The 12705-nt window shown below is 64.0% G+C and carries 14 protein-coding genes and 1 pseudogene; 10 read left to right on the top strand and 5 right to left on the bottom strand.

The window, feature by feature from the left end; all coding sequences use genetic code 11:
* The first annotated feature begins 8 nt into the window (after positions 1 to 8).
* Genes mce through I6F36_RS01410 form a run of 3 tightly spaced genes read left to right on the top strand, consistent with a single transcriptional unit; the run spans position 9 to position 1082 of the window.
* Positions 9 to 413: a methylmalonyl-CoA epimerase gene (gene mce / locus I6F36_RS01420; RefSeq protein ID WP_036010154.1), complete on the top strand. Its 405-nt coding sequence runs from the start codon at positions 9 to 11 to the stop codon at positions 411 to 413.
* Between the two features lie 9 nt (positions 414 to 422).
* The gene (locus I6F36_RS01415; protein WP_025036606.1) at positions 423 to 698 is read left to right on the top strand and encodes a DUF1467 family protein; all 276 of its coding nucleotides are present in this window, start codon (positions 423 to 425) and stop codon (positions 696 to 698) included.
* 30 nt (positions 699 to 728) lie between these two features.
* Positions 729 to 1082 (top strand): hypothetical protein, encoded by a 354-nt coding sequence (locus tag I6F36_RS01410; RefSeq protein WP_036010150.1) that lies wholly within the window; start codon positions 729 to 731, stop codon positions 1080 to 1082.
* Here I6F36_RS01410 and I6F36_RS01405 read toward each other — a convergent pair whose 3' ends face one another.
* The gene (locus tag I6F36_RS01405) at positions 1083 to 1346 is read right to left on the bottom strand and encodes a GlsB/YeaQ/YmgE family stress response membrane protein (protein ID WP_024341246.1); all 264 of its coding nucleotides are present in this window, start codon (positions 1344 to 1346) and stop codon (positions 1083 to 1085) included.
* A gap of 32 nt (positions 1347 to 1378) precedes the next feature.
* Positions 1379 to 1819, bottom strand: coding sequence for a YidB family protein (locus I6F36_RS01400; RefSeq protein ID WP_225170925.1), 441 nt, complete (start codon positions 1817 to 1819; stop codon positions 1379 to 1381).
* A gap of 230 nt (positions 1820 to 2049) precedes the next feature.
* Here I6F36_RS01400 and mtnK point away from each other — a divergent pair, with 230 nt between their 5' ends.
* Positions 2050 to 3339 (top strand): S-methyl-5-thioribose kinase, encoded by a 1290-nt coding sequence (mtnK, locus tag I6F36_RS01395; RefSeq protein WP_225125168.1) that lies wholly within the window; start codon positions 2050 to 2052, stop codon positions 3337 to 3339.
* 64 nt (positions 3340 to 3403) lie between these two features.
* On the opposite strand, the gene I6F36_RS01390 is transcribed toward mtnK, so the two are convergent.
* Positions 3404 to 4288, bottom strand: coding sequence for a hypothetical protein (locus I6F36_RS01390; RefSeq protein WP_225170924.1), 885 nt, complete (start codon positions 4286 to 4288; stop codon positions 3404 to 3406).
* 224 nt (positions 4289 to 4512) lie between these two features.
* Here I6F36_RS01390 and I6F36_RS01385 point away from each other — a divergent pair, with 224 nt between their 5' ends.
* From I6F36_RS01385 to I6F36_RS01360, 6 genes and pseudogenes are all read left to right on the top strand, one after another.
* Positions 4513 to 6099 (top strand): ABC transporter substrate-binding protein, encoded by a 1587-nt coding sequence (locus tag I6F36_RS01385; RefSeq protein ID WP_057029468.1) that lies wholly within the window; start codon positions 4513 to 4515, stop codon positions 6097 to 6099.
* Between the two features lie 54 nt (positions 6100 to 6153).
* Positions 6154 to 7077, top strand: a complete 924-nt coding sequence (locus tag I6F36_RS01380) for an ABC transporter permease (protein ID WP_225170923.1) — start codon at positions 6154 to 6156, stop codon at positions 7075 to 7077.
* A complete protein-coding gene (locus I6F36_RS01375; protein WP_036010134.1) occupies positions 7074 to 7895 on the top strand; it encodes an ABC transporter permease in 822 nt (273 codons plus the stop codon). The genes I6F36_RS01380 and I6F36_RS01375 overlap by 4 nt, the downstream gene beginning before the upstream one ends.
* Positions 7892 to 8872 carry an ABC transporter ATP-binding protein gene (locus I6F36_RS01370; RefSeq protein ID WP_225170922.1) on the top strand — a complete coding sequence of 327 codons (981 nt, stop codon included), beginning with the start codon at positions 7892 to 7894 and terminating at the stop codon, positions 8870 to 8872. Before I6F36_RS01375 ends, I6F36_RS01370 begins: the two co-directional genes overlap by 4 nt.
* A complete protein-coding gene (locus I6F36_RS01365; protein WP_225113109.1) occupies positions 8865 to 9893 on the top strand; it encodes an ABC transporter ATP-binding protein in 1029 nt (342 codons plus the stop codon). Before I6F36_RS01370 ends, I6F36_RS01365 begins: the two co-directional genes overlap by 8 nt.
* A 79-nt stretch (positions 9894 to 9972) precedes the next feature.
* Positions 9973 to 11253 (top strand): annotated as a pseudogene (locus I6F36_RS01360) (lipoprotein-releasing ABC transporter permease subunit).
* A gap of 58 nt (positions 11254 to 11311) precedes the next feature.
* Here the strand turns inward: I6F36_RS01360 and I6F36_RS01355 are convergent.
* Both I6F36_RS01355 and I6F36_RS01350 read right to left on the bottom strand, forming a co-directional pair.
* Complete coding sequence (locus tag I6F36_RS01355) at positions 11312 to 11656, bottom strand: response regulator (RefSeq protein ID WP_249786997.1); 345 nt, start codon at positions 11654 to 11656, stop codon at positions 11312 to 11314.
* A gap of 38 nt (positions 11657 to 11694) precedes the next feature.
* The gene (locus I6F36_RS01350; protein ID WP_225143325.1) at positions 11695 to 12684 is read right to left on the bottom strand and encodes a sensor histidine kinase; all 990 of its coding nucleotides are present in this window, start codon (positions 12682 to 12684) and stop codon (positions 11695 to 11697) included.
* Positions 12685 to 12705 lie beyond the last annotated feature (21 nt).

Genomic DNA, 12705 nt, shown 5'->3' with positions numbered 1-12705 from the left:
AGGGGAACATGTTGGGCCGGCTCAACCATGTCGCGATCGCGACCAAGGACGCGGTCAAGGCCGCGAAGATCTACGGTGCGGCCTTCGGCGCCCAGATTTCCGAGGCCGTGCCGCTGCCCGAGCACGGCGTCACCACCGTGTTCGCGACCCTGCCCAACACCAAGATCGAGTTCATCGAGCCGCTCGGCGAGGCCTCGCCGATCGCGAAGTTCATCGAGCGCAATCCCGACGGCGGCATCCATCACGTCTGCTACGAGGTCGTCGACATCATCGCCTCGCGCGACACGCTGGTGAAGGAGGGCGCGAGGGTGCTCGGCGACGGCGTGCCGAAGATCGGCGCCCACGGCAAGCCGGTGCTGTTCCTGCACCCCAAGGATTTTTCCGGCGCCCTCGTCGAGATCGAGCAGGCATAGGGCCGCGTCATGGCCATCCAGATTTCAACCTGGCTCGCGATCTATTTCGTGCTCTGGTGGGTCATGCTGTTCGTGACGCTGCCGTTCGGCGTGCGCAGCCAGCACGAGGACGGTGTTGGCGCGCCCGGCACCGACCCCGGTGCTCCCATCCTCACCCGCATGGGGCACAAGCTGATCTGGACCACGATCATCTCGGCAATCGTGTTCGGCATTGGCCTTGCGGCCTATCATGCCGGCTATCTCTCGATCGAGCGCCTGTCGAAGATGATGGGAATGCCGTTTTAAGTTTTGATTGGCGTTGTTATGGGGTCACAAATGACATTTCAGCGTATCGTCATTGCGCTTCTGGTGCTGATCGTCGCAGGGCTCGGCGCCATCGGCTATTTCGAATGGCGGATGGCGGCGCAGGTGCGCACCCTGAAGGCGTTCGTCGAGGGCTATGTCTTCAACGAGGCCGTGCTGGCCTGCGAGCAGGCCAAAAGCTCCACGCCGTTCAAGTGGAACGGCGGCAAGAGCACCTCGGTGATCGGCCTGAATTCGGTCAAGACGGACAAATACACGGTCAGCGCCAGCTACACGCTGGTCGCGGATAGCGTCTATTGCGACTACGATCCGATCAAGAGAAAGGCCGACATCGGCTCCAGCTTCCTGGAGCGGGAGACTTTCTAGCTAGATCGCGCGGCGCTGCCGGCCGGCGAAGAGACCGTAAACGAACAGCACGATGATCGCGCCGACCACGGCACCGATCAGGCCCGCACCCTCGCCAGGGCGATACCAGCCCAGCGCTTGCCCAAGATACGAAGCGACGAAGGCGCCGACGATGCCGAGGATGGTCGTCAGGATGAACCCTGAAGGTTCGTTGTCGCCCGGCATGATGAACTTGGCGATCACGCCGGCGAGAAAGCCAATGATGATGGTCCAGAGAATGCTCATTAGTACACCTTTTCTGAGTTGAGCCGTTGCAGCTAGGCGTTGGGCAGACGTCCATCCGGCGTGTATTTGTCGATGGCTGTCGGAAGCTCGCGGGATAGCCGTGTGATGATCTCCTCCTGGGAAAGCCCGGTCTGCTGCGCGAGCTTCTCAAGGACGTCGCTGCCGATGGCCTGCTGGAGCTCCGGCGGGGAGATCTCCTTGTTGGGGCCCGGCTTCACCCATGAATCGGCGATCTCGCCCTGCCCATTCTGGTTGAATCTCTCGAGGAGCTCGCCAATCCCGCCGTTCAGCAGGCCCCCGATCCCGCCCGCGCCGAGCATGCCGCCGAGCACGCCTCCGAGCGGTTGCTGGCCGCCCGCGGACGAGCCGGCGCCGGCGCCTTTCAGCAGCTCCGCCAGCTTGTCGCGGTTCTGATATCCGGCGATGGCCAGCATCGCCAGCAGGGCAGTCATGGATGGCATTCCGCGGCTCATCGCTAGCTCCTTTTAGAAGGTCAGAAACCCAAAACCGTCTCAGCTTGCTTGGGTTCCTCAATCGCCCAATCGGAGCTCGCGACCAAGCGTCCCAGCTTGGCCGCCACCAAAGCACCGGGTGGCAGACAACGTACATTGTGGCTACGATCCGATGAAAAGAATGGCCGGATCGGCTCGAGCTTGCCAGCATCGAGAGTAGCGATCCGGCCCAGACATGGGATGGGATCGCAATGACCGGGGACCGGGCAGGGGACTATCGGATTTTGCACGAGGCGGACTTGCGGGACTATCTCGCGGGCTTGCCTGATATCGCCGCGCTCCTTGGCGGCGAGGCGTCCTCCTGGGCGATCACCGAGGTGGGCGACGGCAACCTCAACCTCGTCTTCATCGTCAAGGGCGCACGCGGCGGCATCGCCGTGAAGCAGGCGCTGCCTTACGTCCGCCTCGTCGGCGAGAGCTGGCCCCTGCCGCTGTCGCGCGCCCATTACGAATATCTGGCGCTGTCGCGCCAGGCCCAGCTCGCGCCCGGCCTGGTGCCGGCCGTGCTGCATCACAACGAGGCGCTGGCGCTGACGGTGATGGAGCTGCTCGAGCCCCACATCATCATGCGAAAGGGCCTGGTCGCGGCAACGCGCTATCCGCGTTTCGTCGACGATATCACCACCTTCATGGCGCAGACGCTGTTCTTCACCTCCGACCTCGCGCTGTCAGCGGCCGAGAAGAAGGAGGCCATCGCGGCCTTTGCCTGCAACCATGCGCTCTGCAAGATCACCGAGGACCTGATCTTCACCGATCCCTACCGCATCGCCGAGCAGAACCGCTGGACCGCGCCCCATCTCGACGGCCTCGCCGCGAACCTGCGCGAGGACTTGGAGCTGCATGTCGCGGTCTCCCGGCTGAAGCTGAAATTCATGGCGAGCCCGGAAGCGCTGATCCATGGCGACCTCCACACCGGCTCGATCATGGTCACGGACGGCCAGACCCGGGTGATCGATCCGGAATTCGCATTCTATGGTCCGATGGGCTTCGACATCGGCGCCGTGCTGGCCAATCTCCTGATGGCCTATTTCGCTTCCGCCGGCCACGAGCGCGCGCCGGGCGAACGGGCGGCATTCGAGGCCTGGGTGCTGGAGACGGTCGAGCAGGTCTGGACCGAGTTCGCCCGAAAGTTCCTCGATCTCTGGCGGGCGGGAGGCACCGGCGATGCCTATCCGGTCTCGCTTTTCGCCGGCGAGCAGGGTGCCGTGCGGCTGGAAGCCGAGCGAAAAAGTTACGTGCAACGCCTGTTCGCCGACGCTGTCGGCTTCGCAGCCGCAAAAATCATCCGCCGCATCTTCGGCCTCGCCCACAACATCGATTTCGAGCTGATCGAGGACCCGCGCACGCGGGCGGTCAGCGAAGCCCGTGCCGTGCGGCTGGCGAGGGCGATGATGGTGGAGACGGCGTCGTTCCGGACCATCGCGGATGTGACGAATGCCGCGCGAAAACTGCGGGACTGGATGCCGGAATTGTCGGGCTGAACCGGCCTCATGAGGAGCCCGCCCACGCTCCGTGATTGCGAGATGAGAGATCGTCCCCGGAACGTTAGTAAAGCCGCATCGGCAGCAGGACGCCGTCCGCGCCGGCCAGCAAACCCCAGGTCTCGTTGGCCGCGACCTCGAACTCCCGGCTCGCTGCCGCTCCGCCGTCCACCTTGAGGGTGACCTTGTACCTGCCGGGCGGCAGATCGAGCTTCTGGCTGTCCGGCAATTCGCCTGCGGCACCGTCAGAGTTCGCCAGTTCTTCGCCGGCGTGCGCCGCCAGATTGACGGCCTGGTCGGCGACGGTGATCACCGCCGCTTCATCCGTCTTGTTGCCGAGCATCAGCCTCACTTGCCCGGGCTTCGGCAGGAGGCCGACGGTCGCCGAGGCGAGCTTGCGCCTCGACAGCTCGGCAATTGTCTTGTCGTCCTGACGTGAGAGCCGGAGCAGGACCGGTCCCTCTCTCGTCAGGAACGTGATCACGGCCCGGTCCGGCTCTTCGACGGCACCTTCTTTCTCCGTCCAGCCACGCTTGCCGAGTGCGTCGCGATAGAAGCCGAGCACAGAAGCGAAATCGCGCGGCGTCTCGGCGTAGATCGACTGGATCTGCGGCGAATCTTTCGCCGTCGCGAGGGCCCAGCCTTCGGGCAGCGGCAGGCCGGTATGCTCGGAGAGCTTGGCTTCGAAACGTGCTCCCGCACCGCGTGCCATCATCCCGACGGGGATGCTGAGCAGTCGTTCGACGAAATTGTGCAGAGTGTCATGGCTCCGGACCGCCCACCAGCTCTGGTCGACATTGTCGTTCGCGCCGGAGGTGCGACTCCAGCCTAATCGGATAGCGTCTGTCGCGCTGTCTCCACCGAGGCCGGCCGCGACCGGGCGCGCCAGCACGGCCGTAGTGGCGACCAGACCCGTGGCGAGCAGGGCACCTAGCGTTCGGCGATGCATTTTTGCGCCGTCCCTTGGGGCTCAGATAATGATCCTGAGCTTGGTCGCGTCGATCAGGAAAAATGTTCATCGATCCTGGTCGTCGATGACGCACCGCGTCAATGCCCCGCCGAAAGACTGCCTCAGGAACCGGCATCATTTGCCGTCAAAACGAAGCTTGCTTTCGGCAGGCGACGAATGATCAAATCACTCATCGGAATACGCCTGCGTCGGGGGGACACATGATGTTCAAGACCATCGCGATCGTTGCCGGTTTGGGACTGGCGCTCGCCGCCACAGCCGAGGCGCAGACACCGCGCAAGGGCGGAACCATCCGCATGACGGCGCCCTACGGCTCGAGCTTCACCAGCCTCGACATTCACACCACGCAGCGCGCCCAGGACGAGATCTACGCCAAGGCCCTGCACCGTTCGCTCTACATCTGGAATTCGGCGGAAGGAAAGCCAGTGCTGGAGCTCGCCAAGGAGGACGTGGTCTCGGGCGGAGGCCTCGTTCACACCTTCAAGCTGCGCGACGACGCCTATTTCCACAGCGGCCGCAAGATGACGGCCGACGACATCATCTGGTCCTACAACCGCATCATGGACGGCAGCAAAGCCTATCCCGGCGCGCGTTACGTCCGCGTCATCGAGGGCGCGGCAGCAGTGGAGAAGGGCCAGGCCAAGGAGATCTCCGGCCTGAAGAAGATCGACGACTTTACCATCGAGATGAAGCTGACCGAGAAGGTTGATCCCGGCTTCTACTTCTTCACCGCGCTGACCTCGATCTATCCCGCCGACGAGGCCGCCAAGGAAAGCTTCATCCAGAAGCCGATCGGTCTCGGTCCGTTCAAGTTCGTGGAGCACGTGCCGGGATCGCGCATCGTCCTGGAGCGCTGGGACCGGTTCTACAAGCCCGGCAAGCCCTATGCCGACAAGATCGTGGTGTCGGTGATGGGCGAAGCCGCGGCGCGCGACGTCGCCTTCCGCAACAAGGAGATCGACACCTCGGTGTTGGGACCTGCGCAGTACGTCGCCTACCAATCCGACGCCGACCTCAAGGGCACCATCGTCGAGGTCGCCGAGGTGTTCACGCGCTACATGGGCATGAATCCCGCGGTCAAGCCGTTCTCCGACAAGCGCGTGAGGCAGGCGATCAATTACGCCATCGATACCGATTTGATCATCAACAAGCTGGTCAAGGGCAAGGCCTACCGCGCCACCAGCTGGCTGCCGCTGACCTCGCCGGCCTACGACAAGGCGATGAAGCCTTACCCCTTCGATCCCGCCAAGGCCAAGCAATTGCTCACCGAGGCGGGCTACGCATCCGGCTTCGAGTTCGAATGGACCACCAGCCAGAATGAAAGCTGGGGCCTGCCGATCGTCTCGGCCGTCATTCCGATGCTGGACAAGGTCGGGATCAAGGCCAAGGTCAAGCAGGTCGAAACCGCGGTGCTGGCGGAGGTGGTCCGCACCGGCGATTACCAGGCCTTCATCTACTCCCAGGCGAGCGGCCCGGATCCTCAGGCCGCGCTCAAATGCTTCCATTCGGCGACGCCGCAGGCGGCCTGTAACTACACGACCTACAAAAATCCCGACTTCGACAAGATCCTCGATGAAGCCGGACAGGCCGACGATCCCACAAAGCGCATCCAGTTGCTGCAGAAGGCCAATGCGCTGCTCTACGAGGAGGCGCCGGTCTGGTTCTTCAACTACAACAAGGCGGTCATGGCGGTGCAGCCCTGGCTGAAGGGAATTCAGCTCAACGCGACGGAGCTGACCCACCAGAACGTCGAGGACCTCTGGGTCGACGAGACCTCGCCCGCGAAGTGACACGCGCGCTCCCTCCAGCGCGACGGGCGAGGGAGGGAGCCGGGAAAAGTTGAGATGCTCGCGTTCCTGATCCGCCGCGTCCTGCAGACCATTCCGACCGTGCTCGCCGTGGTGCTGCTGGTGTTCGTGCTGTTCAGCGTCGTTCCCGGCAGCATCGTCTCGAGCATGAGCGACGACAGCGATCCGCAAGTCGAGCTGCGCATGAAGAAGCAGCTCGGCCTCGATCAGCCCGTCTATATGCGTTTCGGCACCTATATCGCTGGGCTCGCGACCGGCGATTTCGGAACCTCGTTCCGGACCCGTGAGCCTGTCACGACCATGATCGCCAAGCGGGCCTGGCCGACGCTGCAGCTGATCTTCGCATCCATGGCATTGGCGATACTGCTCGGCGTGCCGCTCGGCTTCGTGGCGGCCTTGCGGCCGGGCAGCCTCGTCGACACCGTCTCGATGATGCTGGCGGTGTCCGGCCTGTCATTGGCCAAGTTCTGGCTCGGGCTGCTCTTGATGTACCTGTTCGCGCTCAAGCTCGGCTGGCTGCCGAGTTTCGGCTACGGTGACGGCAGCCTCAAATACCTGATCCTGCCCGCCGTGACGCTTGGCGTCTCGCCGATGGCGCTGCTGGCGCGGACGACGCGCGCCGCGGTGCTCGAGATCATGACCGCGGATTTCGTCCGCACCGCGCGCTCGAAGGGCATGAGCGAGACCAGGGTCGTCAAGTGGCACGTGATGCGCAACGCGCTCGTCCTCATCCTCACGACCATGGGCCTGCAGTTCGGCGCACTGATGGGGCAGGCGGTTGTGGTCGAGAAACTGTTCTCCTGGCCGGGCATCGGCTCGCTGCTGGTCGACAGCGTGCTCCAGCGCGACATTCCCGCCGTCCAGGGCTCCATCCTCGTCGTGGTGATGTTCTTTCTCGCGATCAATCTGTTGATCGACATGCTCTACGGCGTGATCGATCCCAGGATCAGATACGCATGAAGCTGCGCGCCAATCTCGTCATCGGCGGGTCGTTGTTCGCGCTGGCGATCGTGGTCGGTCTGCTCGCGCCATGGCTGGCGCACACCGATCCCGTCATGGACGCCAACCTCATGAATGCGGAGGAGCCGCCGAGCTGGACCTGGTGGTTCGGCACCGACGCGCAGGGCCGCGACATCTATTCCCGTGTCCTCTACGGCGCGCGCGTCTCGCTGACGGTCGGCATCGTCTCCCAGCTCATCAACAGCGTCATCGGCGTGGCGCTCGGCCTCAGCGCCGGCTATTTCGGCGGCTGGTGGGACGATGTCGTCAACGCCCTGACCAATCTCATGCTCGCGATCCCCTCGCTGATCTTCGCGCTCGCCATCATGGCCGTGCTCGGTCCCGGGCTGACCAGCCTCTTGATCGCGCTCGGGCTGACCAACTGGTCGTTCACTTGCCGCCTGGCACGGGCCTCGGCGCTGTCGCTGCGGAGCCAGGGCTATGTGCAGGCGGCCACCGTGCTCGGCTACGGTGATATCCGCATCATGATCACGCAGCTCCTGCCGAACATGCTGGGGCCGATCGTCGTCATCGGCACGCTGGGCATGGGCAGCGCGGTCCTGTCCGAAGCCGCATTGTCGTTCCTGGGCCTCGGCGTCCGCCCGCCCTTTCCGAGCTGGGGCAGCATGCTGTCGGAGGCGCGCGAGCAGATCACGACGGCGCCGTGGCTTTCGATTTTCCCCGGCCTTGCGATCTTCCTGACCGTGCTCGGGCTCAATCTGCTCGGCGATGGACTGCGCGACATCCTCGATCCGCAATCGCGGAGCCGGCGCACATGACAGGCAGCCCGCTGCTCGAGGTCGAGAATCTGCGCATCGATCTCGATGACGGATCGAGGCGGGTTGCGGCGGCCGAAGGCATTTCATTCCGCATCGACCGCGGCGAGACGTTCGGCCTCGTCGGCGAGTCCGGTTGCGGCAAGAGCATCACGGCGCTCGCCTTGATCGGCCTGCTGCGGCCGCCGCTGTCGATCGGCGGCGGTGTCATCCGGTTCGACGGACGGGAGATCCAGCACCTGTCCGCGGTGAGGCAACGGCAGCTGCGCGGCAATCGCATTGCCATGATCTTCCAGGAGCCGATGACGGCGCTGAACCCGGTCTCGCCGGTGGGGCGGCAGATCGCCGAGATGTTCGTGCTGCACAAGGGCAAGAGCTGGCGGGAGGCCAACCAGCTGGCTGTCGAGGCGCTCGCGAGCGTCCGCGTCCCCGCGCCGGAGCGGCGCGTGAAGGACTATCCGCACCAGCTGTCGGGCGGGATGCGCCAGCGCGTGATGATCGCGATTGCGCTAGCCTGCGGTCCGGACCTCTTGATCGCCGACGAGCCGACCACCGCGCTCGACGTCACCGTGCAGGCGGAGATCATCGAGCTGATGCGCAATCTGTGCGCCGAGCGCGGAACGGCGATCCTGATGATCAGCCACGATCTCGGCCTTGTTGCCAATGTCTGCCGCCGCGTCGCCGTCATGTATGCCGGCCGCATCGTCGAGGAGCGCGGCTCGGCCGACATCTTCCGAGCGCCCTCACATCCCTATACGCAGGGCCTCGTCGACTCACTGCCGCGGCTCGGCAGCCGTGCTGCACTCGGCCGCAGCAGGCTGAAGGAGATCGCGGGCGTCGTGCCGGCGATCACGCGCTTCCCCGATGGCTGCCGGTTCAATCCGCGTTGCGCGCAGGCGACGGATATTTGCCGAACCACCGCGCCGCAGACGGATGGGCTGGAGGCGGGCGGTTTCGTCCGGTGTCACCACCATGCATGAGCCAAAGGGGAGAGCGGATGACGATGTGATCCTCAGCGTGGAGGATCTCGCCGTTCACTTTCCGCTCGGCGGCGGCCTCCTGGGCCGCGGCCGTCGGCTGCTCCGCGCCGTCGACGGCGTCGATCTCAGGCTGAAGCGCGGCGAATGCCTCGGCCTCGTCGGCGAGTCCGGCTCGGGCAAGTCGACGGTCGCGCTCTCGATCCTCGGCCTGCTGACGCCGACGCGCGGCCGCATCGTGCTGGACGGGCAGGTCGTCACGAACCGGCAATCCGGTGACCGGAAGGCGCTCGCCCGCATCGTGCAGATCGTGTTCCAGGATCCCTACGCCTCGCTCAATCCGCGCCAGACCGTTCGCCGTACACTCGAAGATCCCCTGCGCGTGCACGGTGTGACCGCGAAAAGCGAGATCGAGGACCGCCTCGCGACGATGCTCAGGCACGTCGGCCTGCGCCCCGAGCAGGCCGACCGCTATCCGCATGAGTTCTCCGGCGGCCAGCGCCAGCGCATAGGGATCGCCCGCGCCCTGATCCTCAACCCGAAGATCGTCATCTGCGACGAGCCTGTCTCGGCGCTCGACGTCTCGATCCGCGCCCAGATCATCAACCTGCTGCTGGAGCTGAAGGAGACGCTCGGCCTGTCCTACATCATGATCAGCCATGACCTCGGCGTCGTCGAGCACATGAGCGACCGCGTCGCCGTGATGTATCTCGGCCGCATCGTCGAGAACGGCCATTGGCGCGAGATTTTCGAGCGCCCGGCACACCCGTACACGCAGGCCCTGATCGCGGCCATCCCCGATCCTCTGCGCCATGCGCCGCTGGCGACGACCGGCGGCGACCTGCCCAATCCGCTCAACCCGCCGAACGGCTGCGCCTTCAGCCCGCGCTGCCGTTACGCCGAGGCGGTGTGCCGGAGCGAGCCGGGACCGGCGCTGGGGACGCGGGCGGATGGGCATGCGGTGCGGTGCTGGCGGAGTGAGGAGATTGCGGGGCGGATGGCGTTAGTCTCGACCGAGGGCTGATGCGCCGAAGGCGCGTCTGGGCACACGCAAGGTAGCCAATCCGATCATAACAGAACAGAATGCCGGACCTCATCGGATGATGGACGAGACCGTGATGGATTCGCCGCAAGCAGGACCCTTTGCGCCGTTCGAATGGATGCTCGCTGCACGCTATCTACGTGCCCGTCGCAAAGAGGGGTTTGTCTCAGTCATCGCGGGGTTTTCGTTTCTGGGAATCTTGCTCGGGGTCGCCACGCTGATCATCGTCATGGCGGTGATGAACGGTTTTCGCACCGAACTTTTGGGCAAGATCCTCGGGTTCAACGGGCATATTGTGGCGCAGCCACTGGAGACCCCTCTGACGGACTGGAAAGATGTCGCCGAACGCATCGGCCAGGTGCAGGGTGTTCGGTTGGTGGTACCGGTTGTTGACGGCCCGGCACTGGCATCGTCGTCAAACGCTTCCGGCGTTTTGGTGCGCGGCATTCGGGCGGCGGATCTCGTTCAGCTTCCCTCGATAGCCAATGACATCAAGGAGGGCTCACTTGAACATTTTGACGAGAGCCAGGGCGTCGCCATCGGCCAGGGTCTTGCCGATCAACTCTCGGTCCATGCCGGTGACCATATCACGCTCGTTGCGCAACGCGGCGCAGTCACGCCCATGGGCATGATGCCGCGCGTCAAGAAATATCGAGTCGCGGCTGTCTTCGAGATTGGGATGTCCGAATACGACGCGGGCGTCATCTTCAGGCCGCTCGCAGAAGCGCAGGCCTTTTTCAACCGCAATCAGGACGTGACCGCGATCGAGGTTTTCACGGCCAATCCCGATCGGATCGACCTGTTTCGCAAGACGGTAGCGGAAGCGGCTGGTCGACCAATCTTCCTCGTTGACTGGTGACAGCGCAATACGACGTTCTTCAACGCGCTCGAGGTCCAACGAAATGTGATGTTCCTCATCCTCAGCCTGATCGTTTTGGTGGCCGCGCTGAACATCGTGTCCGGTCTGATCATGCTGGTGACGGACAAGGGCAGCGACATCGCGATCCTCAGGACCATGGGCGCCTCACGGGGCGCGATCATGCGGACGTTCATGATCACCGGCGCTTCGATCGGCGTGGCCGGAACGCTGGTCGGCTTCGGCGTCGGGCTTCTCGTCTGCAGGAATATCGAAGCGGTCCGGCAATTGATGTCCTGGCTGACGCGTACCGAGTTGTTCCCGCCAAAGCTTTATTTTCTGTCAGAACTGCCGGCGGAGATCGATCCCGTGGAATCCGCAGCGGTCGTGATCATGGCGCTGACCCTGTCATTCCTCGCAACGCTCTATCCATCGTGGCGAGCTGCGCGGCTCGACCCCGTCGAGGCTCTGCGACAGCGGGGCTAGTCACGGCAACGACGCGCGGAGGCTATACTAGTGACTGCGAGAGCCCCGAGCGAGTTCCTTACTTCCCCTCTAGGACGCTCCGAAGGGCCTTGAGGAGATAATCGGGCCTCCACGATTTTCCGACATTGACGGCGTCGCGCAATACTGGAGCGCGTTGGAGATCGGCGGCAACGTAGCCGCTGGCAAGAATGAACGGTACGGACATCGCCTGGAGCGCTTGCGCGACGGGGGTGACCCATTCGCCAGCGAGGTTGACGTCGAGGATGGCCGCGTCGGGCCGGTCAGCCTTGAGCAGCTTCAAAGCGCCATCAATGTCTGGGACGGGACCGATCACCTGGTATCCGGCAGCCCTCAACTGGGTGTCGAGCTCCAATGCGATGAGGTACTCATCTTCGACGACCAAGATTCGGGGAGCATCGTGCACAATGTGTCCCCGGGGGTTCAAGACTCCACAGGCGCGGTGATGTGAACCCTTAAACCGGTTGGCTCATACTTCAGTTCCACGGCGCCGCGTAAGCCCTGCACGGCGCTGAGCTCGATCAGCCTGGAGCCGAATCCGGAGCGAGTTGGCGAAGTAGCGGGTGGGCCGTTTTCCTCTCGCCAGTCGATGTGCAGGAAGGTCTTGCCCTGCTCTTCCGACGTGCGCCAGCTCAGGTGGACGAGCCCTCCAGAGTTGGAGAACGCTCCATATTTCAAAGCATTGGTGGCGAGTTCATGCAGAATGAGGCTCATCGGCACGACTTGCCGTGGGCTGAGGCGAACTGCTGGCCCGGCGATCAGCCGGTATCGCTCCGGACCGGCGGCCTTCAACGACTGCTCCACCAGAACACCCAGATCGGCTTCGGCGCTGCCGGCCAGGGCGAGGGTCTCGGCTTCGGCCACAGCTTGGAGCCGCCCCAAGAAGGCATCGCGGTACTCCTTGGCTGACCGGCCTTCCACATCGGTCTGATTGGCAAGAGAGCGAATGATCCCGAGGAGGTTCTTCATCCGATGGCGCGTTTCGGCGAGAAGAATGTCTTTTTGCGCCTCGCTGTGGCGCCTGTCGGTCACGTCCTCGAACAGGATCAAGATGCTGGTGCTGTTATTGTCGGGGTGAACGAGGCGACGCGCACTGACCAGCATTGTGCGCGGACCGATGGTCGGGAAGTCGGCTTTTACCTCGTATCCGACGACGGCGGTAGAACGGGGGATGATCTCGCCAACAAGGCGCCTGAGTTCGGGTATGTCCCACTGACCGTCGCCAAGGTTGAACAGGCTGCGCCCGACTGTGTCATCCCGAGCCACCCTGAAGGTTTCGTAGAACCCGCGATTGGCCGTAAGGACACAACCGCTCTGGTCAAGCACCAGCAACGGCTCCTCCAGGGTATCAACGATCCCTTGCGCCTGGACATGCTCGCTGCGCAGAAGCCGGTACAAGTCTTCGAGGTTCATTTCGGCCCTCACCCGAGGAGG

The organism is Bradyrhizobium sp. BRP19 (assembly GCF_020194195.1).
Taxonomy (GTDB): Bacteria; Pseudomonadota; Alphaproteobacteria; order Rhizobiales; family Xanthobacteraceae; genus Bradyrhizobium; species Bradyrhizobium yuanmingense.
The sequence above is the reverse complement of the archived record's forward strand: the minus strand, read 5'-3'. Positions and strand labels throughout refer to the sequence as shown.

Excerpts from the sequence above, each read along its gene's own strand:
- mce (WP_036010154.1), top strand. The coding sequence starts at position 9 with ATGTTGGGCCGGCTCAACCATGTCGCGATCGCGACCAAGGACGCGGTC.
- I6F36_RS01415 (WP_025036606.1), top strand. The coding sequence starts at position 423 with ATGGCCATCCAGATTTCAACCTGGCTCGCGATCTATTTCGTGCTCTGG.
- I6F36_RS01410 (WP_036010150.1), top strand. The coding sequence starts at position 729 with ATGACATTTCAGCGTATCGTCATTGCGCTTCTGGTGCTGATCGTCGCA.
- I6F36_RS01405 (WP_024341246.1), bottom strand. The coding sequence starts at position 1,346 with ATGAGCATTCTCTGGACCATCATCATTGGCTTTCTCGCCGGCGTGATC.
- I6F36_RS01400 (WP_225170925.1), bottom strand. The coding sequence starts at position 1,819 with ATGAGCCGCGGAATGCCATCCATGACTGCCCTGCTGGCGATGCTGGCC.
- mtnK (WP_225125168.1), top strand. The coding sequence starts at position 2,050 with ATGACCGGGGACCGGGCAGGGGACTATCGGATTTTGCACGAGGCGGAC.
- I6F36_RS01390 (WP_225170924.1), bottom strand. The coding sequence starts at position 4,288 with ATGCATCGCCGAACGCTAGGTGCCCTGCTCGCCACGGGTCTGGTCGCC.
- I6F36_RS01385 (WP_057029468.1), top strand. The coding sequence starts at position 4,513 with ATGTTCAAGACCATCGCGATCGTTGCCGGTTTGGGACTGGCGCTCGCC.
- I6F36_RS01380 (WP_225170923.1), top strand. The coding sequence starts at position 6,154 with ATGCTCGCGTTCCTGATCCGCCGCGTCCTGCAGACCATTCCGACCGTG.
- I6F36_RS01375 (WP_036010134.1), top strand. The coding sequence starts at position 7,074 with ATGAAGCTGCGCGCCAATCTCGTCATCGGCGGGTCGTTGTTCGCGCTG.
- I6F36_RS01370 (WP_225170922.1), top strand. The coding sequence starts at position 7,892 with ATGACAGGCAGCCCGCTGCTCGAGGTCGAGAATCTGCGCATCGATCTC.
- I6F36_RS01365 (WP_225113109.1), top strand. The coding sequence starts at position 8,865 with ATGCATGAGCCAAAGGGGAGAGCGGATGACGATGTGATCCTCAGCGTG.
- I6F36_RS01350 (WP_225143325.1), bottom strand. The coding sequence starts at position 12,684 with ATGAACCTCGAAGACTTGTACCGGCTTCTGCGCAGCGAGCATGTCCAG.